This is a genomic window from Streptomyces sp. BBFR51, assembly GCF_044591655.1.
Taxonomy (GTDB): Bacteria; Actinomycetota; Actinomycetes; order Streptomycetales; family Streptomycetaceae; genus Streptomyces.
Window position 1 is genome coordinate 5,403,525 of record NZ_CP172448.1, and the last position, 25,132, is coordinate 5,428,656.

The following is a 25,132-nucleotide window of genomic DNA, read 5'->3' on the forward strand; positions in this document are numbered from 1 at the left end:
GGTCCTCTAGAAGAACGTGCGGATGTAGTCGACGACCGTCCCGTCCGCCTGCGCGAGCGGGATCAGCTGCCACTTGTCGAAGGAGGTGCACGGGTGGGACAGGCCCGTCCCCACCCAGTCGCCCACCGCCAGGTCCGCCTCGCCGCTCGTACGCAGCCAGGCGTGCTGGTCGGACAGGCCGGTCACCGTGATGCCGGTCGCCGGGCGCTCCGGGCCGCCGTCCGCGGGGCGCACCACCTGCGCGAAGGGCAGATGGAGGTCGTACGCCGCGTCCCGCTTGCCCGCGTTGGTGAACGCCTGCTCGGGGGAGGGGCGGGAGACGACCTGGCTCCACAGCCGGAAGGCGGGCTCCAGGGCGCCCTCCTCGGGGACCCGGTTGAAGGGGGTCAGCTCGCGGTAGTGGCCGTCGTCGTGGGAGACGTAGGCGCCCGAGCGCAGCAGCTTCAGCACGGGCAGGGAGAGGTCCGGGACCTCCGCGAACACGTCGGCGACCGCGTCGAACCAGGCGCTGCCGCCCGCGCTCAGCACGATCTCGTCGAGCCCGGCCCCGGCGAACCGTCCGCCCTTGTCGAAGTCGACGGCCAGCGCGACCAGCCGCCGCAGCCACGCGTGCACCCGCTCCGGGTCGGCGTCCGGCACCTCGCCCTCGTACCCGGCGACCCCCGCGAGCCGCAGCGTCCGCGTGCCGGCCACCGCGTCGGCGACCGCCGCGCACTCCGCCTCCGTGCGCGCCCCGGTCCTGGCCCCCTCACCGGCACCCAGCTCGACCACGACGTCCACCGGGCGGCCGGCCCCCGCCCCGGTCAGCGCGGCGTCCATCAGCTCGACGCCGCGCACGGAGTCGACGTAGCAGACGAAGCGGAAGTCCGGGTCGGCGTCCAGCTCGGCGGCGAGCCTGCGCAGGGCGGCGGCGTCGACCAGTTCGTTGGCGAGGAAGATCCGACCGATGCCGAAGGCCCGCGCCACCCACACCTGGTGCGGCACCGCGAGGGTGATGCCCCAGGCGCCGTGCTCGAGCTGGCGGTGGAAAAGCTGCGGGGCCATGGAGGTCTTGCCGTGCGGCGCGAAGGCGAGGCCGTGCCGGGCGGAGTACGTCTCCATGAGCTTCAGGTTGTGCTCGAGGCGCTCGGCGGACAGGGCCAGCACGGGGGTGGCGAAGCCGTCGGTGAACAGGTTGCGGCGCCGGCCGGCCAGCTCGGCGACGGTCAGTCCGTACGCGTCCGGCGGGAGGCCCTTGAAACGGTGGTCGACGCGCTCCCCGGCCAGCTCGGCGAGGGCTTCGCGGCCGTTGACGGGGCCGGAGTCGAGGGCCATGGAGCCTCCCTGGTCTGATGCGTTGCAAACCCTGCAACGATCGTTGCGTATATCGCTCACTGCTGTCTAACATCTCGGCGAACGCGGGGTCAACGGAGCCGCCGCCCGCGAGACGCGACGAGGAGCCCCCACCATCGTGACCGCCATCGGACGAACCAGCACCGCCCCCGACGTCGTGGACGTCGTCGCGCTCGGCGAGTCCATGGTCACCTTCCTGCCCTCCCGCCCCGGACGCCTCGCCGACGTCCCCTCCTTCGACCGCGCCATCGGCGGCGCCGAGTCCAACGTGGCCTGCGTGCTCGCCGCCGCCGGACACTCCGCGCGCTGGGTCGGCCGGGTCGGCGCCGACGGCTTCGGCGACCACCTCGTCGAGGCCATCGGCGCCTACGGCGTCGACGTCTCCGCCGTCCGCCGGGACCCCGCCCGCCCGACCGGGATCTACTTCCGCACCGCCGGCGACCGGGCCACCGACGCGCACGAGGTGGCGTACTACCGGGCGGGCTCCGCCGCCTCCGCGATGTCGGTCGACACCATGGACCTCGACGCGATCCGCTCCGGCCGCGTCCTGCACCTGTCCGGCATCACGCCCGCGCTCTCCGCCGACTGCCTCGGCCTGACGCGCGAGCTGACCGCCCGCCGCCCCGGCCGGTCCCACGGCCCCCTCGTCTCGTTCGACGTCAACCACCGCCCGGGCCTGTGGCGCGACACCGACGGCGGCCCCGAGGTGCTGCTCGACCTGGCCCGCGGCGCCGACATCGTGTTCGTCGGCGAGGACGAGGCCTGGGGCCTGGGCGGCCCCGACGCCGTACGCGCCGCGCTGCCCGAGCCCGAGCTGCTCGTCGTCAAGCAGGGCGCGACCGGCGCCACCGCCTTCCACGGCACCGACGTCACCTCCGTGCCCGCCCTCACCGTCGACGTCGTCGCCGCCGTCGGCGCGGGCGACGCCTTCGCCGCCGGGTTCCTCTCCGCCACCCTGCGCGGGCTCCCGGTGCGCGAGCGGCTGCGCCACGGCCACCTCATGGCCGCCGCCGCCCTCACCGTCCCCGGCGACCTCGCCACGCCCCCCGCCCGCGACCTCGCCGACCGCCTGGCCGCCCTCGACGACACCGCGTGGGGGAGACTGCGACTCGGCCCCGGCTGGACACGGGCCGGCGACAACGCCGGCGACCACGCCGCCGAAAGGGCCGACGAGGAGGTACGTACGCCATGAGCCAGACCGTCGACCGCGCGCTCAGCATCCTGCCGCTGCTCGCCGAGGGCCCCGCCGACCTGGGCAGGGTCGCCGAGCGGCTGGGCGTGCACAAGTCCACGGCCCTGCGCCTGCTGCGCACCCTCCACGAGCACGGCTTCGTCTACCGCCAGTCCGACCAGCGCTACCGCCTCGGCGCCCGGCTCATCTCCCTCGCCCAGGAGGCGATGGAGAACCTCGACGTCCGCGAGATCGCCCACCCCCACCTCGTACGCCTCAACGAGCAGGTCGGCCACACCGTCCACCTCGCCGTCCACGAGGAGGACGAGGTCCTCTACATCGACAAGGTCGAGAGCCGCTACCCGGTCCGCATGTACTCCCGGATCGGCAAGCCCGTCGCCATCACCGTCGCGGCCGTCGCCAAGCTGCTCCTCGCCGACCTCCCCGACAACGAACGCCGAGCCGTGGTCGACAAGCTCGACTACCCCATGTACACGGCCCGTTCGACACCGAACGCCGACGGGTTCCTCAAGGAACTGGCCAAGGTGCGCGAACAGGGCTGGGCCACCGACCTCGGTGGCCACGAGGAGTCCATCAACTGCGTCGCCGCGCCCATCAGGGGCGCCGACGGCCGGGTGGTCGCCGCCATGTCGGTCTCCGCGCCGAACGTCGTCGTCACCGCCGACGAACTCCTCACCCTGCTCCCGCTGGTGCGCCGTACGGCGGACGCCATCAGCGGCGAGTACTCCGGCAGGACCCCAGTCAAGGAAGTCACCGCATGACCGACAAGATCGCTCTCGTCCCCGCGACCCACACCGTTCCCCCGGCGAAGTTCTCCCACGGCGTGAAGAAGGGCAACATCCTCCAGGTCGCCGGCCAGGTCGGCTTCCTCCCCCACGAGGAGGGCAAGGCCCCCACCCCGGCCGGCCCGACCCTGCGCGAGCAGACCCTCCAGACCCTCGCCAACGTCAAGGCGATCCTGGAGGAGGGCGGCGCCTCCTGGGACGACGTGATGATGATCCGCGTCTACCTCACGGACGTGGCCCACTTCGCCGAGATGAACGAGATCTACAACGCGTACTTCGAGGAGCAGGGCCTCACCCAGCCGCCCGCCGCGCGCACGACCGTCTACGTCGGACTGCCCGCGGGTCTCCTCATCGAGATCGACGCGCTGGCCGTCCTGGGCTGACCCCCTTCCCGGCCCTTCCTTCCGTCTGTCTGTCGCACGGCACGGCGCTCCCCGTCCCCCGGGGGTGCCGTGCCGCGCCCCGCCCTGCCCGAAAGCCGTATGTGTTTACCCAGAGGACCCCCGAATGTCCCGTATATCCCTCCAGCTCGCCGCCGCCTCCGAGACCCCACCGCACACCGGCGGTCTGCTCACGCTGATCGACGGCACGGCGGGTCTGCTGACCGTCGCCGCGATCGGCATCGCGCTCCTGCTCTTCCTGATCATCAAGGTGCGGCTGCAGCCCTTCGTCGCACTGCTCGCCGTCTCCATAGCCGTCGGCCTGCTCGCGGGCCTGTCGGTCACCGAACTCTTCGGCACCGTCCAGAAGTCCGACGCCGTCTCGACCATCGAGTCCGGCATGGGCGGCATCCTCGGACACGTCGCCATCATCATCGGCCTAGGCACCATGCTCGGCGCGATCCTCGAAGTCAGCGGCGGCGCCGAGGTGCTGGCCTCGCGGCTCCTCGGGCTCTTCGGCGAGAAGCGCGCCCCCCTCGCCATGGGCCTCACCGGCCTGATCTTCGGCATCCCGGTCTTCTTCGACGTGGGCATCTTCGTCCTCGCGCCCATCGTCTACGCCGCCGCCAAGCGCTCCGGCAAGTCGATCCTGCTCTACTGCCTGCCGCTGCTGGCCGGCCTGTCGATGACCCACGCGTTCCTGCCGCCGCACCCCGGCCCCGTCGCCGCCGCCGGACTGCTGCACGTCGAACTCGGCTGGGTCATCCTCATGGGCATCGTCTGCGGCATCCCCGCCGTGCTCGCCGCCTGGGTGTTCTCCGCCTGGATCGGCCGCCGCCTCTTCGTGCCCGTACCGCAGGACATGGTCGAGGCCGCCGCGGAGGCCAAGCAGGCCGTGATCGACGAGCAGACCAAGGCCGGCGTCGCGCCGCACGAGAGCCCGGTCGCGCTCGGCACGGTCATCGGCATCATCGGCACCCCGCTGGTCCTGATCCTCGCCGCGACCTTCTCCTCCATCGCCCTGGACCCGTCCACCCTCCGCTCGGTGATCGAGTTCTTCGGCAACCCGTTCGTGGCCCTGACCATCGCCCTGCTCCTCGCCTACTACCTGCTCGGCATCCGGCGCGGCTGGTCCCGCAAGTCCCTGGAGACCGTCTCGACGGCCTCGCTGAAGCCGGTCGGCAACATCCTGCTGGTGGTCGGCGCGGGCGGGGTCTTCGGCGCCGTCCTCAAGGCCAGCGGTGTCGCCCAGGCACTCTCCGACACCTTCAACGACGTCGGCCTGCCGGTCATCGTCCTGTCCTACCTGATCTCCCTGGTGCTGCGGGTCGCGCAGGGCTCGGCGACGGTGGCCATCGTGACGACGGCGGGCATCGTGGCGCCGCTGCTGGCCGAGGGCGACCACTCGCAGGCGTTCGTCGCCCTGGTCATCATGGCCATCTCGGCGGGCTCCATCTTCGCCTCGCACGTCAACGACGGCGGCTTCTGGATGGTCGCCAAGTACTTCGGCATCAGCGAGCGGGACACGCTCAAGACCTGGACCGTGCTGGAGAGCGTCCTGTCGGGCGCGGGCTTCGTGGTCGCGGCGGTGCTGAGCCTGTTCGTGTAGGCGTCTGATAACGAAGTTGGGGCTGGCTGTGTCCGACACAGGATCGTCGACCATACTGCCCGCTGTGGAGCAGCGCAGAGGATCGACGAGCCAGCCCCTGGAAGGCGCCGGATTCGACCCGGCATTCATCCCCGGGCTCACCGCACCCGTGTCCGGTGAGCCGGAGGACGTGAGACGCGACGCGGCGGAGAAGGATGCCGACGCGGAGCCCGCGGCGGCGGACGCGATCGCCGAACCGCCCGTCGAGGACGCCGCGGAACCGGACGAGGAGGCCCCCGCGGACGGCCCCGTCTTCGAGGCCGCCGACCGCCGCGCCAAGATCGTCGCCGACCACAAGGGCGTACGTCTCTCCCTCGACGACCAGAGTTGCGAGTTCCGCTGGGACGAGGTCGGGGCCGTCGAGACGGAGACCGGCCGCTTCGGCAAGCGGTTCACCGTCACGGTGCACACGCCGGACCGCCGCTGGTACCCGATCGAGATCGAGGCGACGTCCCGGGGCAGCTTCCAGGAGTGGGAATCCGCCCTGGACGAGGTCCTGGACGCGTACTTCGAGGACGGCGAGGCGGAGGACGAGACGGAGTCCGGGCCCGAGTCCGAGTCCGAGTCCGACGCCAAGCCGGAGTCGAAGCCGGAGTCGGAGTCGAAGCCCGAGTCGGAGTCGGAGCCGGAGCCGGAGTCGAAGCCCGAGCCCGAGCCCGAGACGAAGGCGTCCGCCGGCGGCAAGGAGTAAGCGCATCGGGTGAAGATCCGCGCACGCCCTCTTGTCCGACCGGCGGTCATGGGATTTGTTGACCCGCATGGCGGACACCACGGGCAACACCGCAGACGTAGGCGCAGGCGTGTCGGGTGGGGCCGAATCGGCCCCGCGTAAGTCCAGTTGGCGCTACATCGGCCCCGGCATCGTCGTCGCGGCGACCGGCGTCGGCGCCGGCGACCTCGTCGCCACCCTCATCGCGGGCAGCAACTTCGGCTACACCCTGCTGTGGGCCGCGGTCATCGGCTGCCTCGTGAAGATCTCCCTCGCCGAGGCGTGCGGCCGCTGGCACCTGGCCACCGGCCGCACGCTCTTCGACGGCTGGGCGAGCATCGGCCCCTGGACCACGTGGTTCTTCGCGATCTACGCGGTGATCTGGGGCTTCGTGTACGGCGCCGCGGCGATGTCGTCCAGCGCCCTGCCGCTCCAGGCGCTTTTCCCGGACGTGATGGACCTCGAATGGTGGGGCATCGCCTGCGGCCTGGTGGGCCTGGTCTTCGTCTGGTTCAACAAGTACAACGTCTTCGAGAAGGTCATGACGGTCCTGGTGGGCGTCATGTTCGTGGTGACGGTGTACCTGGCGATCAGGGTCACGCCCAACCTCGGCGACGCCTTCGCCGGACTCCTCCCGGTCCTCCCGGACGAGAAGGACTCGGTCCTCAACACCCTCGGCCTCATCGGCGGCGTGGGCGGCACCATCACGCTGGCCGCGTACGGCTACTGGGTCAACGCCAAGGGCTGGACCAACACCGGCTGGATGAAGGTCATGCGCCTGGACAACCGGGTCGCCTACGCCACGACCGGCATCTTCGTCGTCGCGATGCTCTTCGTCGGCGCCGAGTTGCTGCACTCGGCGAACATCGCGATCGCGAGTGGCGACAAGGGCCTGATCCAGCTCGGCGACATCCTGGAGGACCAGTACGGGACGGCGACCGGCAAGCTCTTCCTGATCGGCTTCTTCGCCACGTCCTTCACCTCGCTGATCGGCGTCTGGCACGGCGTGAGCCTGATGTTCGCCGACTTCCTGGCCCGGCGGCGCGGTGAACGAGAGGCGCGGGGCGACGAGTTGGCCTCGGGCCGCCGCGAACGCTCCTGGGCCTTCCGCGCCTACCTGCTCTGGCTCACCTTCCCGCCCATGATCCTGCTCTTCCAGGACGAGCCCTTCCGCCTGATCATCATCTACGGCGTCCTGGGCGCCGCCTTCATGCCCTTCCTCGCCCTCACCCTGATGTGGCTCCTCAACTCCTCCCGCACCCCGCGCGAGTGGCGCAACGGCAGCCTCAGCAACAGCATGCTCGCCGTCGCCGGCCTGCTGTTCCTGGTCCTGTGCGTGAAGCAGGTCTGGGACCAGCCGTGGTCGGAGTTCTTCTAACCTGCCCGGTCCGGTCCGGCCCGGACCGGGGCATCGGATCAGAAGCCCTCCGACTGCATCTGAATGTCCATGGTCGTTTCGTGCGACCTTTCGCTGAGCTTCCCCAGGGAGTGGTCTTGGTGTTTCTTGACGGCCGACCCGAGCTGGGGGTTCTGCTGCTCGAACTGCCTGGCCTTTTGGCCGAGTTCGGCCAGGTTGTTGCCGAGCGAAACCATTCCGGCAGCCGTGGACACCACCTGGCCGCCGGGAATGAACGCGCCTGCGAGTCGGCCCAGCACCGTACCGACGCCCAGAGAACCGGCTGTTTTGGCGGCGCCGTTCGTGATGAAGGCGCGCTTCATCTCATGCCAGTTCTGAGTGAGCCTTTCGCCTTCCCCCGGGCTTTGCGCCGCGAATTTCTGCACGATGTCGTCCGCTTTGGCGACGTCCGCCTCGGACGCGAGGTATGCGGCCCAGCGGGCGCCGTCTCTGATGTCCTCCCACTTGGACACATTGCCGGAAAGTGCGCCGATGCGTCCGGTGACGGCGCCGGTCGCCCCCTCCAGCGCCGCCTCCGCCGCCGAAGTACGCGGCGTGGCATTGGCCATTTCGTCCGCGGCCCTGCCTGCCATGGTGTCCATGACGCTCGTCCGGCCGGACCCGGGGCCGGTTGCGCCGGCGGATTGACCGGCGGCGTGTCCTGCGGCGGTGGGCCTCCGCGAGAAGGGAGAAGCCGCGTTGCGGAGCGGCGCCGGGCCCACGGGGGCGCCGGGCGTGTCCCCGGTGAGCGGGCCGATGCGGTCGCAGATGTCGGCCGCCAACCTCTTCGCGCCGCTTTCGCTGTCGTCGTAGACGCGAGAATCACTGTCGTGCAGCAGTCCGTCGATCGTCTCGTCGAGCCGATAGTGCACGCCTGCCGCGCGGGCCTCACTCACCCGGTGGCGCTTGGCGTATTCGGTGCGTACCGACACACTGTGCCGGGAGAGGAACTCCTTCACGTCCCCGACGCTGCCCATGCTCTGAGGGGCCGGCGACTGCGAGTCCCGAACGCTGATCTGCCGCTGCACCGTGGGCGTACCGAGGCCGCCCGACGGCGCCGCGGTCCGATGTCCGCAGCCGGGGCCGTGCTGGTGCCGTTCCTGCGCCCAGGGGTGCCCGGCCATGCGCAGCATCTGGACGACTCCGGCATTGCCCAGCGAGGTCTGAGCGCCGAGGAGCCCACGGGTCGCAGTCCTGTCGCGTGTCGAGCGCTGACGATGCGGCTGCCGACCGGCGCCGCCTCCGGTGGTCTTGTCGACGGCTTGATCGCGCAACGGAGTTACCTCTTCCTTGGCTGTGCGGTGGTGGTCAGGCGAGGACTTTCCTGGATACCTGCCGGACCGAGTGCGGAGCCAGGTGCGCGCGGGCAGAGTAGGTGGTCGATCGTGCAGACTTCGGGTCGGCGGGCGCGGGTACGGAACGCTTCGGCCGAGGCAGGAGCGCCAGTTGACCCGTGCTGTCCACGCCCCCTTACCGCAGCCGGTCCCACTCCTCGCTGAGCGCGATCTGCCGCAGCTGCTCCATGGTCAGCGCGGGGGCGTCGCGGGTGGCCTCCTTGTTCTGGTCGCCGGTGTTGAAGGCGCTGATCACCACACGGAAGCCCGCGGCCCCGGGACGCAGCGTGTCCACGGTCCACATCACCACGCCGGAACCGGCCTTCTCGCCGGGCCCCTGCCGGGTCGCGACGCGCGTGCCGTCGGGCAGGGTCTCGCCGTCGGCGTACAACTGCCCGGCGACGTCCCCCATGCCGTACTGCACGTTGATCTGGACCAGACTGCGGCCCCGCCCGTCGTCCACGACGGCGTAGGCGTACTCCGGCTCCTGCACGCCGTGCGCGACGACGTCCAGCTCCTCGGGGAGCAGCGCGGCGAGCGTGTCGCCGACCGACTTCCCGGAGACCTCGGGCCGCTCGGTGCGGGGCGCGGCCGACCGTGACCGCTTCGGGCTCTTGGGAATGGCGTCGACCACCTCGCGCCACACCCCGGCGGTGACGAGCGTCCGCAGCCGCTCCGTCGACAGGGGAGGCTCGTCACGGCTGACCGGCGCGTCCTTCTCTGCGGGGGAGTTCCACTCCGAGACGCTGACGTGCTGTCCCTCGGCGGTGACGAGGTCGGCGGTCCAGAGCTTGGTGTCCACGCGCAGGTCCGGATACTCGTAGCCCCGGTACAGCTTGAGCAGCGAACCGTCGGGGAGCCGGTCGGAGGAGCAGTCGTCGTACGGCGTGACGTTGCGGTCGGGACACGCCATCAGCTCCCGCACCTGGGCGCTCCCCGGTTCCACGCGCGCGAAGCCGATGCCGATGGCGGCGGCCCCGGCCCCGTCGTCGTACACGAGGTGCGCGGCCGGGCCCAGCTGGTGATTCGAGCCCCGGGCCGACTCCTCGCCGTACGTCCCCTGGGGAAGCAGGCCCTTGAGCCGGCGCAGCAGGTCGTCGCCGGAGAAGGCGGTCGCGGCGGCGGTCGGGCTGCCGCCGGAGGCGACGGTGGACCGCGCGGGACCGGCCGGCTCGTCCGAGGGCAGGACCAGCACCCCGCCCACCCCGGCCAGCGCGACCCCGGCCACCCCGCTCACCACGGCCGCCCTGCGCCGCAGCAGGGCGCGCCGCCCCCGGACCCGCCCGGCGGTGACGAGGGCCGCCCGATCGGCCTCGAAGCCGTCACCGGCGTCGCGCAGGGCGGCGCCCAGCCGGTCCTCGAAGGGGTCCTGACGATCGTTTTCGAGCATGGTGAGCCACCCTTTTCACACGTGAGTCGAAAAATGAGCCGCTGAGCGCGGTGAACAGGCGGCGACCAGGTCAGCGGCCGTCTAGGGTCTGGCGTACTCCGAGAGGTCCTCGCCCAGCAGCTCCCGCAGCCGGCCGAGCGTCCGCGAGCACCGGGTCCGCACCGCCGCCGAACTGACGCCGAGCACGTCGGCGGTCTGCTCGACCGAACGGTCGTCCCAGTAGCGCAGGACGACGACGGCCCGGTCCTTGGCGGGCAGCCGCGCGAGCGCGTCCAGCAGCGTCAGCCGCAGGGACGCGTCCCCGTCACCGGCGCCGGGCAGATCGGGGAACACGTCGGTCGCCCGCTCCCCGCTACTGCGCCGCCGCTGATGGGCGAGGAAGGCGCGGGTGAGCACGGTCTGCGCATAGGCGGCCGGGTTCTCCGCCCGCGACACCCGCCCCCACCGCACGTAGAGCCGCCCGAAAGTCTCCTGCACGAGATCCTCGGCCAGATGCGTGTCCCCGGCGGTGAGCAGACACGCGGACCGGTACAGATGCCCGGCCCGCGCCACCGCGAACTCGGCGTACTCGTCCGCCCGCCCCTGCCTCATGTACGCGTTCCCCCGGTAGTTGCCGCCGCTGTGTACCGCCCTCACCTCATTGATGCGGTGAGCCCCGGGAAATGTTTCATACGAGATTTACAGCAGGTGGTCGGCCTTGCCCGCCTTGATGTCGAGGATCATGCGGCGCAGGGCCTCCCGGCTGTCGGTGAGGGGGGCGTCCTCCTCACCGGCTATGGCGATGTAGGCGTTGCCGGTGGCATCGGTCCCGAGGCGGAAGCAGGAGTTTCCCTCCCCGCAGAAGGGTTCTTCCCAGGTGATGTCGTTCATCGGGCGTCTCCTCAGAGGTCGTTGGCAATCACGCGGATGAAGTCGCGGGACTCCGTCGACGACAGGGCGATGCGCTCCATCCAGTCCAAGTGGGCACGGTACTTCGCCAACTGAGCCTCGGCGTGCAGGAAATCCGGGCCGTGCGAGCTGTCGACCTGCACGGTGTCCAGCTGGGCCACCGGGCCCTCCGCGTACAGGACAGTCTGTCCGGCTCCGGGGAATGCGCCGGCGGCAAAGGGGATGACCAGAACAGTCACGTTGTCCTGCTCCGACTTCCCCAGCACGTGTTGCAGTTGCGCCTTGGCCACGTCGCGCCCACCGAACTGCATGCGGAGTGCCGCCTCATGCACGATGGCGACCAGCGGTGTCGCGTCGGCCCCATCCAGTACGTTCTGCCGCTCAACGCGGTGGGCCAGGCGCAGGGCGACCTCGTGCTCGGGCAACTGTGGGATGACGACGCGAAAGACAGCCATCGCGTGGTCGGAGGTCTGCAGCAGACCTGGAATGTGCATGGAGTAGGCGGCGCGCATGCGCACGCTGTCGGCCTCCAACTCCGCGATGTCCAACATGCCCTGCGGCAGGGACCCCCGATACCTTTCCCACCACCCCCGCCGACCGGCGGCGGCCATGCGTACCAGGGCTTCGACGTACTCCGCGTCCGAGCAGTCGCAGTTGCACGCGAGGGTGCGGACCCGCTCGGGGCTTATGGCCCGGACGCCAGACTCGATATGCGAGATGGTGCCACGGTCCACGCCCAGCAGTCCTGCGGCGAATTCCGCGGACATCCCGGCCGACGTGCGCATGCGACGGATCTCGACCCCCAGCCGCTTCTGGCGTGCAGTGGCTGACGTCCTCGCTCCCATGCGGCTCCCTCCACATCGTCGTGGGCAAGTCTGCCTCTGGCGCGCGCTGTTACCCACGAACGAGCGCATTTTCTACTTGCCGGTGCCAAATTAGGCACCCAGCCGATACATTCAGTAGCGGCCACGCTACACAGGGCGTCGGCAGTGCATCGCGCAAGCCTGCCCGCGCGACGGAGCCACCGATCGCCCGCCCGACGAAGGAGCCGCCATGCCCACAACCCGCTGCCCCGCGGCCCCCGCCTACCCGGCGGACCCGACACCCCCCATCCCCGAGACCCTGGCCTACAGCTTCACGCTCCCCGCCGCACTGGCCAGCCCGGCGCTGGCAAGGGCGGCGACACGAGAGGTGCTCAGGGCACACGACTTGGCGGACATGCTGGACCCGGCGCTGCAAACGGTGGGCGAACTGACCGCTGTGGCCTGCCAGTTCACGGAATCGCAGAACTACTACCTGACCCTCCGCTACCGCTTCGACACCCTCAGGGTGATTGCGTACGACAGCCACCCCCGCCACACCAGCCCCCGCCTCGCCACGGCCTGCGACACCCGCCGCCGCGCGGCTCTCCGCGTCCTGGCCTGCGTCTGCCGTGCCTGCGACGGCACATGGGGCTTCGGCGAGGCGAGGGAGCCGGGCGGCGGCACGCGCATGTGGGTGACTCTGCCGAGGGCGAGTGCGGCGGCGTACGGGGCGCCTTGACGGGGTGCGTCACCGCGGCGACAGCCGGAGCGCCCTTCTCGTACGCGGTACGGGTGAATGGGCCGGTGGTTCGGTTCGGCGCGGGTGGTGGGTCTTCTACGTTCGGTGATGGCGGGCCGGAAGGAGGGCCCCCGGAGGCGGGACCGGCGAAAGGCGCACCTGATGTCGGGGTTGGGGAGCGCGGTGGCGCGGATGGTGTCCTTCGGACCGTCCGTCGGCTGCTCCGTGCTGGCGGTCTCGCTGGTGCTCCGCGCGCGGTGGGCGAGCGGGCGGGTGCGGACGCGGCTGCTGCTGTTGGGGGGCTCGGCGGTGGCCGGGGGCGCGTACCGGGTGGTGGCCGAACTGCTGTCGGTTCACTCTCCGGAACCGGGGCGGGGCGAGCGGTCGCTGGTGGGGGCGGTGGTGGTCGTCGGGGCGACGCTCGCGGTCGGCCTGGCGACGGCCGGTCTGGTGGTCGCCGCCGACGCCGGTACTGGCCGGCACGTGCTGCTGCGGCGGGTGCTCGACGGGTTCGTCGCGGCGGGGGCCCTGTTCATGGCGGGCTGGGTCCTGCTGACCGGGACCGGGACCGGGGGTGGCTGGCGGCTGGGGGAGGGGATGGTGGGTGTCCTGTGGGCGGCCGAGCTGGTGTTCCTCAGCTTTCTGCTGGCCCTGTGCCCTCTCGTGCGCAGCGACCGGAGAGCCACCTTGTGGGCGGGGATCGCCGGACTGTCCCTCATGCTGCTGGGCGACACCATGCAGTTGTGGACGGTGGGCCCGCACAGGCCCGGGGTGCCGGCCCGGCAGCTGGTCGACGGCTGCAGGACCGCGGGGCTCGTGGTGATCGCCACCGGACCGTGGCTGCCCGGCGGGGCGAGCGTCCTGGGCATGGCCCGGCCGACGCTGCGATGGGGGATGGAGGGGGCGGCGGCGTTCGTTCCCCTGGCGGTCTGCACGGTCATGGCGCTGGGGCACGTGCTGGCCCCCACCGCCCACGACCCGGTCCCGCTGCTGGTCGGCGGGGTGGTGCTGCTGAGCCTCTGGGTACGCCAGAAGTTCCTGCCGGGCGAGACCGTGGAGAGGGGCGGGTGAGCCTCGTGCGGCGGTCCTGCCCGCCGCCGTCGCGGTAGGGAGAGACAGCCGCACGAGGCTCGGGCCGAAGCTACGGCAGCGCGTGCACGTGCGCTCCCACGGCGCTCGACCACCCGTTGCCCGCCGTCGCGTCCCAGTTGGTGGACCAGGTCATCGCGCCCCGCAGGTCGGGGTAGGTCTTCGACGGCTTGAAGGAGCCGCAGTTGGTGGCCTTCGTCAGGCAGTCCAGGGCGGCGTTGACCACCGAGGGCGCCACGTAGCCGCCGCCCGCCGCGCGGGTGGAGGCCGGCACGCCCAGGCCGACCTGGGACGGGGCGAGGCCGTTCTCCAGCTGGATGCAGGCCAGGGCGGTGAGGAAGTCGACCGTGCCCTGGGCGTACACCTTGCCGTCGCAGCCGAGCATCGTGCCGCTGTTGTAGTACTGCATGTTGACGACCGTGAGGATGTCCTTCACGTTCAGCGCGGTCTGGAAGTAGCCGCCCTGCGTCGACTGCATGTCGATGGTCTGCGGGGCCATCGTGAGGATCATGTCCGGGCCCGCCTTCGCCGACAGGGCGCGCAGGGCCTGGGTCATGTACGTCGGGTTGAGGCCGTTCTCCAGGTCGATGTCGACGCCGTCGAAGCCGTACTCCTGCATGACGGAGTACACGGAGTTCGCGAAGTTGGTCGCGGAGGTGGAGTCGTTCACCCCGACGGTGCCCTTCTCGCCGCCCACCGAGATGACGACCTTCTTGCCCGCGGCCTGCTTCGCGCGGACGTCCGCCTTGAACTGGTCGACCGTGTAACCGCCGAGCCCGGCCGAGTCGAGGTTGAAGGTCACCGCGCCCGGCGTCGTGGTCGCGTCGGCGAAGGCCACCGCGATGATGTCGTACGCGGACGGCACGTCGGAGATCTTCTGGACCGTCGCCCCGTTGTTGAAGTTCTGCCAGTAGCCGGTCACCGCGTGCTTGGGCAGGTCGCCGCCGTCCCCGCCGCCGTCGTCGGGAGCCGTGGTGCGGGCCGTGACCGCCGCCGACTTCGTGGACTCACCGGCCGCGTTCGTCGCCGTGACCTGGAAGGAGTACGAGGTCGAGGCCGCGAGTCCGGTCACCGTCGCCGACGTGCCGGTCACCGCGGTCACCTTCGTGCCGTCGCGGTAGACGTTGTAGCCGGTGGCGCCCGAGACCGTGTTCCAGGCGAGCGAGGCGGAGTTCGGCGTCGTGCCGGAGACGCGCAGTCCCGCCGGGGCCGACGGGACCGTGGGGCCGGGGTCCGTGCCGCCGCCTCCGTCGGGGCCGAAGACGGACAGGTCGTCGACGTAGTACGCCGCCTGCCCGTACCAGCCGTGCGTGTACACGGACACGGAGGTCGTCGAGGAGCCGGTGCTGAAGGTGGTCTTCAGCTGCTTCCACGCCGTCGAGTCCGGGGTCCAGGTCGACACGTCCGTCGTGCCCGTGCCCGTCACGCCCAGATAGGAGTACCCGCCCTGCACCCAGGCGCTCAGCGTGTACGTCGAGTTGGGCTTCACCGCGACGCTCTGCGAACAGCGCGCGTTGTCCTGCCCGGCCGGCGTGGCCTTCAGTGCGCCGGATCCCGCGTGCGCCGGGGAGGCGACGGTGGTGCCGCTGTTCGCGGAGCAGGTCCAGTTGCTCATGCCGGACTCGAATCCGGCGTTCTTCGCGTTGTTGACGTCGGCGGCGGATGCCTGGCCGACGGCCGTGACCGAGAGCGCGAGCGCGGCGGTGACGGCCCCCGCCCAGAACCTCGTTCGTCTGCCGAGCCGTCTGCGTACGGGATCCACTGCAGCCTCCGGGGGGAGTGGGGAGGGACGGGGGGACGGTGGCCACCGCTGAGGTACAAGGTGGTCCAGACCAATTGAGAGTGTCAAGAGGTAGGTACGGACCAAGTTCGTGACGTCCTGCCCGGTGGGCGCGTTCGCGAAATTGCTCAACCTGCCCCGATTTGACGCACCTTGTGCAACACAAGTTGTTCCACAGCTACAGAAACGCTGTTCTCCGGTCACAGACGCGTGGATACAGTGCTCAGGTAGTCACGCAGTGAAGTCATCCGGGTGTGCCGGAGTAACACCGGCGGACCGACGGGCATGGGGAGACGGGGAGCCGCGCGTGCCAACTGCCATTGCCGTGACCAGTGCCGACATGGCACTGCCGCCACAGGACGAACGGACGCTGCCCGCGGTCGTGCTCCAGGACCTCGACCGGCGCCCCCTGGAGCACGCGCTGGGCGAGCTGCAGTCCCTGGTCGATCAGTACGGGCACGTGATCGTGGTGTGCTCGCAGGCCGTCCCGGCGAGCGTGGAGCGACGGCTGCACACCGTCCGCGGCCTGCTGGAGACCGACCGCATCGCCCTGTTCCGCCCGCCCCTTCCCCCGCTCGGAATCGCCGTGCTGGCCCGCCAGTTGCGCCAGCTGGCCTCCTGCGACCTCAGTCCCGGCGTCCTCGCCTCCGCAGGCCGGCTGCTCACCCACTACATCCACGCCGGCGCCCTGCTCGGCTCCGTCACCCGCCTCGACCGCGTTCCCGTCGACCTGAAGGCGCACGCCAGGTCCTGGGTGCCCGGCAGCCAGTTCGGCGTCGTCGCGCACCCCGCACCGCAACTGGTGAAGATCGGCCCCGAAGCAGGCCTGCACGGACCCGAGTTCGGGACCTGGCTGCTGGTCGCCAGGGGCCAGCTCCCGTCCGACTGGGTCACCGGCACCCTCGCCCCGTCCTGGCACGTGCAGGGACTGCGCGAGATGGCCCTGCCCGCGGAGTCCGCCGACTGGTGGGGGACCGGACGGCTGACCGAGTTCTGTGCCTACCTCCCCGACCTCTCGGTGCTCTACCAACTGGTCACGTCGGTGCGGCAGAGCACCTGCCACTGGTGCGGCATCGACGTCATCGGCGACCGCTGCGTGTTCTGCTCCGCCACACCGCCGGTGTACGACGAAGGCGGCCGCGACGGCGGCCGCGACCGCGCCCTCGGCCACCGCCGCGACGCCGCCCTCGGCCGCCGCCGTGAGAGACGCGCCCTCACTGGGTAGGTCCGTACCGCCCCGTACCGCCCCGCCCCGCCCCGCACGCCCCGCCATCCGGCCCGGTCCGGTCCGACCGATTCCCCCAATGAGGTTGCACGGCCCATGAACTCCCGTCAGCGCCGCGGCATCGTCCTGCTGATCCTGTCGGTCCTGTGCGCCCTCGGCGCCTTCGCCGGCGTGCTCGCCGTCATCAACGACGTCAAGTCCAAGGTCGGCCCCGAGGTCGCCGCGTACCGGCTGAAATCCGATGTCGAGCCCTATACGGAGCTGGACGCGGCGCAGTTCGAGAAGATCGAGATGCCCGAGCGCTGGCTGTCCGAGAACGCCGTCACCGACCTCGGCCAGGTCCGCGGAAAGATAGCCGTGACGAAACTGAAGGCTGGCTCGCTCCTCCAGACCGACATGATCGTCGACACCCCCGCCCTGCGCCCGGGGCAGCAGGAGGTCGCCATCATGATCGACGCGGCGACCGGCGTCGCCGGCAAGATCACCCCCGGCTCCGCCGTCAACGTGTACGCCACCTTCGAGGGACAGCGCGAGGGCGACCCCGACCAGTCCAAGATCATCGTGACCAACGCCAAGGTCATCGACGTCGGCGAACTCACCTCGCTCGAACCCGACGAGGACAGCCGCGACCGCGAACCCACCGACGCCGTCCCCATCACCTTCGCCCTGTCCACCATCGACGCCCAGCGCATCACCTACGCCGAGTCGTTCGCCCGGCGCGTCCGGCTCGCGCTGGTGGCGCCCGGCGGCGACACCACGGTCCAGGACAAGGACCGGACGTACGAACTCGCGAAGGACAAGTGAGAGCCGTATGGCCACGAGGATCCTCCCGGCAGTCGGCGACGCGGACGCCGTACGGTCCCTCACGTCGCTGCTCAGCCAGCTCCCGGACGCCGAACCGGTCACCCCGGTCGCCGACTCCACCCAGCTCGTCGACACCCTCGCCCGCCTCGCCGCCGAGTCGGTCGACGAACTGCCCGAGGTCGTGATCGTCCACGAACGCATCGGCCCCGTCCCCGCCCTGGAGCTGATCCGCGAGGTCGCCCTCCGCTTCCCGGCCGTCGGCGTCATCCTCGTCACCTCCGACCCCGGCCCCGGCCTCTTCCAGGCCGCCATGGACTACGGCGCCCGCGGCCTGGTCGCCCTCCCGCTCGGCTACGAGGAACTCGCCAACCGCGTCCAGGCGGTGGCCCAGTGGTCGGTGGGCGTCCGCAGGCACCTCGGCAGCGCCGTCGACGTGTTCACCGGAGCCGGCGGCACCGTCGTCACCGTCAGCGGCGCCAAGGGCGGCGTGGGCGCCACCCTGACCGCCGTCCAACTCGCCCTGGCCGCCCAGGCGTCCGGCCGGGCCACGGCACTGCTCGACATGGACCTCCAGACCGGCGACGTCGCCTCCTACCTGGACGTCCAGTTCCGGCGCTCCGTGGCCGACCTGGCCGCCATCACCGACATATCGCCGCGCGTCCTGGCCGACGCCGTCTTCCGCCACGACAGCGGCCTTGCCCTGCTGCTCGCCCCCGGCGAGGGCGAACGCGGCGAGGAGGTCACCGACCGCGCCGCCCGCCAGATCATCGGCGCGCTGCGCACCCGGTACGAGGTCGTCGTCGTCGACTGCGGCGCCCAGCTCGGCGGGGCCGGCGCGGCCGCCGTGGAGATGGCCGACACCGCGCTGCTGGTCACCACCCCGGACGTGGTCTCCGTACGCGGCGCCAAGCGGGCCGTGCGGATGTGGGACCGGTTGCAGATCCGCAAGGCGGAGGAGACGACAGTCGTCGTCAACCGGCACACGCGGGGTACGGAGATCCAGCCCCCACTCATCCAGAAGATCACCGGCACGGCGATCGCCGCCACCGCCGTCCCCGCCAACTTCAAGGAACTCCAGGGCGCCGTGGACGCCGGCCGCGTCCACGAACTGGACGGCAAGAGCACGGTGAAGCAGGCCCTTTGGGCCCTCGCGGGCGAACTGGGCCTGGCCGGCGCACCCGACGGCGACCGCAAGGGCCACGGCCGCTTCCGCGGGGACCGCGCGCCGGGCGGCTTCCGACGCCGGAAGGACGGTGCGGGGTGAGCGGACGGTGCGCGGTGAGCGGGTTACGCGGCCGGGGCCGGGACAGCGGCCAGGTCACCGTCGAGTTCCTCGGCATGACACCGGTGATCATCGCGACGCTGGTGGTGCTGTGGCAGCTCGTACTCGTGGGATACACGTACACGCTCGCGGGGAATGCTGCCGACGAGGCGGTACGGGCGGCGACGGCGGCCGACCGGGGGGCGCGGCAGGGCGCCTGCCAGGAGGCCGGCCGGGACAAGCTGCCGGGCGCGTGGGAGGGAGGCGCCGGTGTGGACTGCGGCACCGCGGGCGGCTACGTCACCGCCGACGTGCGCATCGAGGTCCCCATCCTCTTCCCGGGCACGATCAGCTTCCCGTTCACCGTGCACGGGCACGCGGGGGCCGTCGAGGAGGAGGACGACTGAGATGCCGTACTCCGTGAGGGGCCGCCGGACGGACCGCGGCCAGGCGGCCATTGAGTACCTCGGCTTCCTCCCGATCCTGATCATCGTCGGCATGGCCGTCGTACAGCTCGGCCTGATCGCGTACACCGCCCAGCAGGCCGGCACGGCGGCCAGGGCGGGGGCCCGCAGCGCCTCGCTCCGGGAGAGCGCCGAAAGCGCGTGCGCGGCGGCCGTCAGCAGCTGGCTGGCCGACGGCACGAACTGCCCCCCGTCGTACGGCGGGGACGAGGTGACGGTCACCGCCACCGTCCAGATCCCGTCGATCGTGCCGGGCTGGGACTTCGGCCCCGCCACCCGGACCGCCACCATGCCGCTGGACCACTGACCGAGGAGCCGAGGACGCATGAGCCTGCGCGCACGCATCCACTCGCCCGAGGAGAACGGCGGCCGGGGCGAGGACACACACCTGGTCGCCTCCTACCGGGCCAAACTCCTGGAGGAGATCGACCTCGCGGAGATGAGTTCGCTCGCGATGGCCGAACGCCGCGCCCGCCTGGAGCGGGTCCTCGGCCACATCATCAGCCGCGAGGGCCCGGTCCTGTCCACGGTCGAGCGCTCCCAGCTGATCCGCCGGGTCGTCGACGAGGCGCTCGGCCTCGGCATCCTGGAACCGCTGCTCGAGGACGCCTCCATCACGGAGATCATGGTCAACGGCCCCGACGCGATCTTCGTCGAGCGCGGCGGCCGCGTCGAGCAGCTCCCGCTCCGCTTCGCCTCGCACGACCAGCTGATGCAGACCATCGAGCGGATCGTCTCGACGGTCAACCGCCGCGTGGACGAGTCCAACCCGATGGTCGACGCCCGCCTCCCCTCCGGCGAGCGCGTCAACGTCATCATCCCGCCGCTCGCGCTGACCGGCCCCACCCTCACCATCCGCCGCTTCCCGCGCTCCTTCACCCTCCAGGAGCTGATCGGCCTCGGCTCGCTCGACGAGAACATGCTCTACCTGCTCGCCGGCCTGGTGCAGGCCCGCTTCAACATCATCGTCTCGGGCGCGACCGGCACCGGCAAGACGACCCTCCTCAACGCCCTGTCCGGCCTGATCCCCGAATCCGACCGCATCATCACCATCGAGGACTCGGCGGAACTCCAGCTCCAGCAGGCGCACGTCATCCGCCTGGAGTCCCGCCCACCGAACGTCGAGGGCCAGGGCCGGGTGACGATCCGCGACCTGGTCCGCAACTCACTGCGCATGCGCCCCGACCGCATCGTCGTCGGCGAGGTGCGCGGCGGCGAGTCCCTGGACATGCTCCAGGCCATGTCGACGGGCCACGACGGCTCGCTGGCCACCGTCCACGCCAACAGCGCGGAGGACGCCCTGATGCGCCTGCAGACCCTGGCCTCGATGTCGGACGTGGAGATCCCCTTCGTGGCCCTGCACGACCAGATCAACAGCTCCGTCGACGTCCTCGTCCAGCTCACCCGCTTCGCCGACGGCGCCCGCCGCATCACCGAGATCGCCCTGCTGGCCAGCCATGGGGGCGAGCCGTACCGCCTGGCCACGGTCGCCCGCTTCAACGCCCGCCCGATGACCCCCGACGGCCGCATCCACGGCTCCTACGAGTACTACCCCCTCCCGCACCGCACCGCCGAACGCCTCTACATGGCGAACCAGCCCATCCCGCAGGCCTTCGGCGTCGCCCACTCCCCGGACCAGCTCACGACCCGAGAAGCCAGGTAGGAACCGCCCGATGGAACTGGAATCGCTAGTCACGCTCACCACCGGCATCACGCTGCTGACCTGCGTCCTGGCGGTCATGGGCCTGCACTCCTACAGCGCCGGAAAGGCCCAGCGCGCGGCCCTGGTCGAACGCCTCGCCGCGACGGGGCAGGCACCGCTGCCCGGACGCCGACGCCGCTTCCCGGGACTGGACCGCCGCCTGCGCCGCACCGGGCTCGGCAGGAAGCTGGAACTGCGCCTGGCGGCGACCGGCCTGGACGTCACACCCGGTGAGTTCTTCGCCTACATGCTCGCCGTGGTCGCGGGCCTGTGGCTGATCGGCCAGGCGGCCCTGGCCCCCTTCTTCGGCCCGCTCGCCGGCCTGCTGGGCGTGGGCGTCGCCATCCAGTTCCTCAACTGGCAGCGCCAGAAACGCATCGAGAAGTTCATCAACCAACTCCCCGAACTCGCCCGCATCCTCGCCAACGCCACCCAGGCCGGCCTCGCCCTGCGCACCGCCATCGGCATGGCGGCGGAGGAACTGGAGGCCCCGGCCGGCGAGGAACTCGGCAAAGTGGCCGACCAACTGGCCATCGGCGCCTCGATGGACGACGCCCTCGGCGAACTCGCCGGCCGCCTCCCCTCCCGCGAACTGGTCGTCCTCGTCACCACCCTCGTCCTGTCCAGCCGCGCGGGCGGCCAGGTGGTCAGCGCCCTGCGCAACCTGACGGAGACCCTGGAGGAGCGCAAGGAGACCCGACGCGAGGTCCGCACCCAGCTCTCCCAGGTCAGCATGACGTCGTACGCCGTGCCCGTGCTCGGCGTCGGCTCGTTGTTCCTGATGAACGGGGTGAAGGACGGCGCCCTGGAACGCATGACGGGCTCACCGGTCGGCCAGGCTGCGGTGATCACCGCCTTCGCGCTGTACGCCGTCGGCTTCGTCCTCATCCGCCGCCTGTCCCGCATCGACGTCTGAGGAGGGGGAAGAGCATGCCACTGGTGGAACTGGGACTGCCCCTCGCACTGCTCATGGCCTTGAGCGTCTGGGGGATCTTCGCCGGCGTCCGCATGTACCGGGCCGACGCCAAACTCCCCGACGACCTCGCCCTCGCCCTGGAGGTCGGGTCCACCCGCACCGGCGCGGTCGACTCCCTCATCGACCGCATGGGCATGCGCTACGCCCCCGCCGTACTGCGCCTGATGGGCCCGGCCCTCGTCGCCAGATACCGCCGCCGGATCGACCTGGCCGGCAACCCCGGCGGCCTCACCATCGACCGCTACGCCGCCCGCCGCGCGGTCTACGGCTTCCTGGGCGCCGTCGGGTTCCTGGCCTTCCTGTCGCGCGGGCAGCTTCTGGGTGGCCTCATCATGCTGGCCTTCGGCGCGTTCTGGACGGAGGTCGGCATCTGGTCGGCGATCCGCATCCGCAAGGACGTCATCGAGCGCACACTCCCCGACTTCCTGGACGTCCTGGCGGTCGTGGTCAGCGCGGGCCTGGGCTTCCGCCAGGCACTGGACCGGGTGGCGATGCGCTACGAGGGTCCCTGGGCCGACGAACTCCGCATCACGATCCGTCAGATGGACCTCGGCATGAGCCGCCGCGAGGCCTTCACGGAGCTGCGCCGGCGCAACGACTCCGAACAGGTGGCGATGTTCGTGACGGCCCTCCAACAGGGCGAGGAACTGGGCGCCCCCATCGTCGACACCCTCGTCTCCCTCGCCAAGGACATGCGCCGCACCGACGCCCAGAACGCCCGCCGCAAGGCCGCCCGCGCGGTCCCCAAGGCCACGATGATGATCACGACCTTCATGGTCCCGGCCACGATGATCCTCCTCGGCGCCGGCCTGATCCTGGGCTCCGGGACGGACTTCGGCACGATCACGGGCGAGTAGGGGAGGAGAACGACATGTCGATCACGCCGCCGAGGAAAGGAGGGACCGTACCCATCAAGAGTGCGACTGCACACGAATCACAGACACCAACAACCGCCAAATTACAGCCCAGTCGAGCTACTTTCACGCAATACCTTTCGCACTTGCAATCTGCTGTGGGACAGTCGTTGTCTGGTGCTCCCGCCAGGCCGAGGTCCCAACCGAGCGCAAGGGAGGTGGAGATCGTGGACGACGACACCCCGTCCGGCCTGACCAGCCAACAGATCCCCGCCGCCCACCCTTACGTTCCGCACGAGGAACGCGGCTTCGTCCACCCTGGAGGGGAACACCATGACCAACTGGCTTCACACCACCGCCGCATACCTGCACTCCCGCGCCGCCGCCCGCAACGACAAGGGCCAGACGGCCGTGGAGTACCTGGGGATCATCGCGGTGGTGGTGGCGATCGTGCTGGCGATTACGGGGACGGACATTGGTCAGACGATTTACAACGCGATCAAGGACAAGATCACCGAGGTCACCGGCGGCTGACGCCTTCGCGCGGAAGCAGCGACGCAGGGCAGGCATTCCCCATCTACATAACGGTGGTGGCCGGCCTGCTCTTTCTCGCGCTCGCGTACTTCGCGGTCGGCCAGGCCGCAGCGACTCGTAGCGACGCGCAGACGGCGGCGGATGCCGCCGCACTCGCAGCCGCTCTGGAAACCCGGGACCGCCTGGCGGACCAGTGGCTCGAAAGCGTCCTGGAACCGGATGCGTGGCAGGACATCTTCGACGGGAAAGCACCGGTCCCCAGTGCGTGCTGGCGTGCTCAGGAGATGGCGGCACGCAATGACGCGAGCGCGGATTGCACGCCGGACGGTCTCCTGGGCTACACAGTCGTCGCCGAGACCAACGACACCGTCGGGGACAGCATCGTGCCGGGCACGGAGGAGCAGAAGGCGACGGAGACCGCGACCGCCGTCATCGAAGCCCGCTGCTCCGCCAAGCCGCCCGCCGACGATGCGGACGACGAAGCGCTGCCCAGCCTTTCCTGCAAAGGTGGCGAGGACTGGGACCTGAAGCCGGACGACCTCTCGGACCTACCGAAACCCGAGGATCTCTTCGATGTCCATCTGGCCGACAGCTGACAAGCGAACGACGAGGACGAAGGAAGCGGAGTCATGAGCATTCGGTTCACAACAAGGGCCCGCGGGGGATTGGCAGCATGGCCCGTTGCGATCGTGCTGGCTTTCGGCCTGGTGGGATGCGGCGGCGGAGGGGGAGACGGCGACGACAAGCCGGAGGCGTCGACGACGGCCTCCAAGAGCAGCGAGTCCAAGCCGGATGCCCAGGAGGGGGATACGACGGAGACGCTGGCCGAGCTGAAAGGGCCCAGCGGCCTGTTCCTCAAGGTCACCTCCGCAGAACGCGACGCCGGTGGCTTCATCACGGTCAGCGGCGACCTGAAGAACGACGGCGGCAAGACCGTCAACATTCCCGCCCAGCTGAGCGGCAACGAGACCGAGATCATCCGGAACGGCAGCTCTCTCGGCGGTGCCACTCTGGTGGAGTCGAAAGGCAAGAAGCGCTACTACGTACTGCGCGACACGGACGGCCGGCCACTCACGACCACCAATTTCCCAGCCCTCAAGGCAGGCGAATCTCTCCCGGTCTTCATGCAGTTCCCCGCGCCCCCCGCCGACGCGACCGAGGTGACGCTCCAACTGCCCATGTTCACCACCGGCACCATCGAGATCTCCGGGTGAGGCGCACCATGACCGCACCCCCACGCCTGGCAGCCGCCGTCACCCTCCTGCTCGCCACCACCCTCTACGGCACCACCGCGGCCCACGCCGAGGACGATCCCAACGACCCCCCGGGCACCGAACCCTCCGCCTCCGCCCCCGTCGAGGTGGACCCGAACGACCCGGACCTGAAACTCCCGGACGGCGCCACGCTCGCGCAGGCGAAGGTGCTGGACATCAAGTCGGTCGTGGAAGAGCAGAGCGGAGACGAACGCCGCGAGGACACCAACACGAGCGTCACCCTAGCGCTCCAGGCCGAGGTGCTGTTCGGCAAGGACAGCGCGAAGCTGGGCGCCCAGGCGAAGTCCCGCATCACGGGAATCGCCGACGAGATCAGGACCCAGAACGCCACAAAGGTCCGCGTCTTCGGCTTCACCGACAACCTGGGCTCCTCCGCCCACGGCGACGTGCTCTCCAAGAAGCGCGCCAACGCCGTACACGACGTCCTGTCCCAGTCCCTGAACGACGCCGGCATCACCTACGAGGTCCGCGGCTACGGCGAGCAGTACCCCATCGCCGACAACGCCACGGAGGCCGGCCGCAAGAAGAACCGCAGGGTCGAGGTCACGTTCCCGCGCACGGAGCCCTGACGAG

At 70.7% G+C, this 25,132-nt stretch carries 27 protein-coding genes; 20 read left to right on the top strand and 7 right to left on the bottom strand.

Translation table 11 applies throughout. The features are described 5' to 3' along the window. Window positions 1-6: 6 nt before the first annotated feature. Window positions 7-1,314 (bottom strand): amino acid deaminase, encoded by a 1,308-nt coding sequence (locus ACGH7X_RS24860; RefSeq protein WP_399888077.1) that lies wholly within the window; start codon window positions 1,312-1,314, stop codon window positions 7-9. A 136-nt stretch (window positions 1,315-1,450) separates the two neighbouring features. Here ACGH7X_RS24860 and ACGH7X_RS24865 point away from each other — a divergent pair, with 136 nt between their 5' ends. The 6 genes from ACGH7X_RS24865 (at window position 1,451) to ACGH7X_RS24890 (ending at window position 7,424) form a co-directional block, all read left to right on the top strand. Next, window positions 1,451-2,524, top strand: coding sequence for a sugar kinase (locus ACGH7X_RS24865; RefSeq protein WP_399888079.1), 1,074 nt, complete (start codon window positions 1,451-1,453; stop codon window positions 2,522-2,524). Next, the gene (locus ACGH7X_RS24870) at window positions 2,521-3,285 is read left to right on the top strand and encodes an IclR family transcriptional regulator (RefSeq protein WP_399888080.1); all 765 of its coding nucleotides are present in this window, start codon (window positions 2,521-2,523) and stop codon (window positions 3,283-3,285) included. The genes ACGH7X_RS24865 and ACGH7X_RS24870 overlap by 4 nt, the downstream gene beginning before the upstream one ends. Next, window positions 3,282-3,692, top strand: coding sequence for a RidA family protein (locus tag ACGH7X_RS24875; RefSeq protein ID WP_399888082.1), 411 nt, complete (start codon window positions 3,282-3,284; stop codon window positions 3,690-3,692). The genes ACGH7X_RS24870 and ACGH7X_RS24875 overlap by 4 nt, the downstream gene beginning before the upstream one ends. Window positions 3,693-3,816: 124 nt before the next feature. Continuing rightward, window positions 3,817-5,298 (top strand): GntP family permease, encoded by a 1,482-nt coding sequence (locus ACGH7X_RS24880; protein WP_399888084.1) that lies wholly within the window; start codon window positions 3,817-3,819, stop codon window positions 5,296-5,298. Between the two features lie 64 nt (window positions 5,299-5,362). Next, window positions 5,363-6,028: a hypothetical protein gene (locus tag ACGH7X_RS24885; RefSeq protein ID WP_399888086.1), complete on the top strand. Its 666-nt coding sequence runs from the start codon at window positions 5,363-5,365 to the stop codon at window positions 6,026-6,028. Between the two features lie 67 nt (window positions 6,029-6,095). Next, window positions 6,096-7,424: an Nramp family divalent metal transporter gene (locus ACGH7X_RS24890; RefSeq protein WP_399888088.1), complete on the top strand. Its 1,329-nt coding sequence runs from the start codon at window positions 6,096-6,098 to the stop codon at window positions 7,422-7,424. Between the two features lie 38 nt (window positions 7,425-7,462). On the opposite strand, the gene ACGH7X_RS24895 is transcribed toward ACGH7X_RS24890, so the two are convergent. From ACGH7X_RS24895 to ACGH7X_RS24915, 5 genes are all read right to left on the bottom strand, one after another. Continuing rightward, on the bottom strand, window positions 7,463-8,716 hold the full coding sequence (locus ACGH7X_RS24895) for a hypothetical protein (RefSeq protein ID WP_399888090.1): 1,254 nt from the start codon (window positions 8,714-8,716) through the stop codon (window positions 7,463-7,465). Between the two features lie 196 nt (window positions 8,717-8,912). Continuing rightward, window positions 8,913-10,166 carry a hypothetical protein gene (locus tag ACGH7X_RS24900; protein ID WP_399888092.1) on the bottom strand — a complete coding sequence of 418 codons (1,254 nt, stop codon included), beginning with the start codon at window positions 10,164-10,166 and terminating at the stop codon, window positions 8,913-8,915. 81 nt (window positions 10,167-10,247) lie between these two features. Beyond that, window positions 10,248-10,757 (bottom strand): SigE family RNA polymerase sigma factor, encoded by a 510-nt coding sequence (locus tag ACGH7X_RS24905; protein ID WP_356860453.1) that lies wholly within the window; start codon window positions 10,755-10,757, stop codon window positions 10,248-10,250. Between the two features lie 87 nt (window positions 10,758-10,844). Next, window positions 10,845-11,036: a hypothetical protein gene (locus ACGH7X_RS24910; protein ID WP_399888094.1), complete on the bottom strand. Its 192-nt coding sequence runs from the start codon at window positions 11,034-11,036 to the stop codon at window positions 10,845-10,847. 11 nt (window positions 11,037-11,047) lie between these two features. Next, a complete protein-coding gene (locus ACGH7X_RS24915; protein ID WP_399888095.1) occupies window positions 11,048-11,899 on the bottom strand; it encodes a helix-turn-helix domain-containing protein in 852 nt (283 codons plus the stop codon). A 208-nt stretch (window positions 11,900-12,107) separates the two neighbouring features. Between ACGH7X_RS24915 and ACGH7X_RS24920 the strand changes: the two genes are divergently transcribed. Continuing rightward, window positions 12,108-12,596 (top strand): ATP-binding protein, encoded by a 489-nt coding sequence (locus ACGH7X_RS24920; protein ID WP_399888097.1) that lies wholly within the window; start codon window positions 12,108-12,110, stop codon window positions 12,594-12,596. Between the two features lie 162 nt (window positions 12,597-12,758). After that, entirely contained in the window at window positions 12,759-13,667 is a 909-nt protein-coding gene (locus ACGH7X_RS24925) for a hypothetical protein (RefSeq protein WP_399888099.1), read from the top strand. Window positions 13,668-13,737: 70 nt separating this feature from the next. Here the strand turns inward: ACGH7X_RS24925 and ACGH7X_RS24930 are convergent, their stop codons facing one another. Next, on the bottom strand, window positions 13,738-15,447 hold the full coding sequence (locus tag ACGH7X_RS24930; protein WP_399888101.1) for a chitinase: 1,710 nt from the start codon (window positions 15,445-15,447) through the stop codon (window positions 13,738-13,740). A gap of 358 nt (window positions 15,448-15,805) precedes the next feature. Here ACGH7X_RS24930 and ACGH7X_RS24935 point away from each other — a divergent pair, with 358 nt between their 5' ends. From ACGH7X_RS24935 to ACGH7X_RS24990, 12 genes are all read left to right on the top strand, one after another. Then, complete coding sequence (locus tag ACGH7X_RS24935) at window positions 15,806-16,690, top strand: hypothetical protein (protein ID WP_399897329.1); 885 nt, start codon at window positions 15,806-15,808, stop codon at window positions 16,688-16,690. 96 nt (window positions 16,691-16,786) lie between these two features. Beyond that, window positions 16,787-17,494 carry a Flp pilus assembly protein CpaB gene (gene cpaB, locus ACGH7X_RS24940; protein WP_399888103.1) on the top strand — a complete coding sequence of 236 codons (708 nt, stop codon included), beginning with the start codon at window positions 16,787-16,789 and terminating at the stop codon, window positions 17,492-17,494. A 7-nt stretch (window positions 17,495-17,501) separates the two neighbouring features. Beyond that, window positions 17,502-18,758: a CpaE family protein gene (locus tag ACGH7X_RS24945; RefSeq protein ID WP_399888105.1), complete on the top strand. Its 1,257-nt coding sequence runs from the start codon at window positions 17,502-17,504 to the stop codon at window positions 18,756-18,758. Window positions 18,759-18,772: 14 nt separating this feature from the next. After that, window positions 18,773-19,162 carry a TadE/TadG family type IV pilus assembly protein gene (locus ACGH7X_RS24950; protein ID WP_399888107.1) on the top strand — a complete coding sequence of 130 codons (390 nt, stop codon included), beginning with the start codon at window positions 18,773-18,775 and terminating at the stop codon, window positions 19,160-19,162. Between the two features lies 1 nt (window position 19,163). Beyond that, complete coding sequence (locus ACGH7X_RS24955; protein WP_399888109.1) at window positions 19,164-19,526, top strand: TadE/TadG family type IV pilus assembly protein; 363 nt, start codon at window positions 19,164-19,166, stop codon at window positions 19,524-19,526. Window positions 19,527-19,544: 18 nt separating this feature from the next. Continuing rightward, window positions 19,545-20,882 carry a CpaF family protein gene (locus tag ACGH7X_RS24960; RefSeq protein WP_399888111.1) on the top strand — a complete coding sequence of 446 codons (1,338 nt, stop codon included), beginning with the start codon at window positions 19,545-19,547 and terminating at the stop codon, window positions 20,880-20,882. Window positions 20,883-20,892: 10 nt separating this feature from the next. Further along, window positions 20,893-21,837, top strand: coding sequence for a type II secretion system F family protein (locus ACGH7X_RS24965; RefSeq protein ID WP_399888113.1), 945 nt, complete (start codon window positions 20,893-20,895; stop codon window positions 21,835-21,837). 14 nt (window positions 21,838-21,851) lie between these two features. Beyond that, window positions 21,852-22,754, top strand: coding sequence for a DUF5936 domain-containing protein (locus tag ACGH7X_RS24970; protein ID WP_399888115.1), 903 nt, complete (start codon window positions 21,852-21,854; stop codon window positions 22,752-22,754). Between the two features lie 330 nt (window positions 22,755-23,084). Beyond that, on the top strand, window positions 23,085-23,285 hold the full coding sequence (locus ACGH7X_RS24975) for a Flp family type IVb pilin (RefSeq protein WP_254394816.1): 201 nt from the start codon (window positions 23,085-23,087) through the stop codon (window positions 23,283-23,285). Next, on the top strand, window positions 23,282-23,881 hold the full coding sequence (locus ACGH7X_RS24980; protein WP_399897332.1) for a pilus assembly protein TadG-related protein: 600 nt from the start codon (window positions 23,282-23,284) through the stop codon (window positions 23,879-23,881). Before ACGH7X_RS24975 ends, ACGH7X_RS24980 begins: the two co-directional genes overlap by 4 nt. A 33-nt stretch (window positions 23,882-23,914) precedes the next feature. Then, complete coding sequence (locus tag ACGH7X_RS24985) at window positions 23,915-24,499, top strand: hypothetical protein (protein WP_399888117.1); 585 nt, start codon at window positions 23,915-23,917, stop codon at window positions 24,497-24,499. Between the two features lie 8 nt (window positions 24,500-24,507). Beyond that, on the top strand, window positions 24,508-25,128 hold the full coding sequence (locus ACGH7X_RS24990) for an OmpA family protein (protein WP_399888119.1): 621 nt from the start codon (window positions 24,508-24,510) through the stop codon (window positions 25,126-25,128). Window positions 25,129-25,132 lie beyond the last annotated feature (4 nt).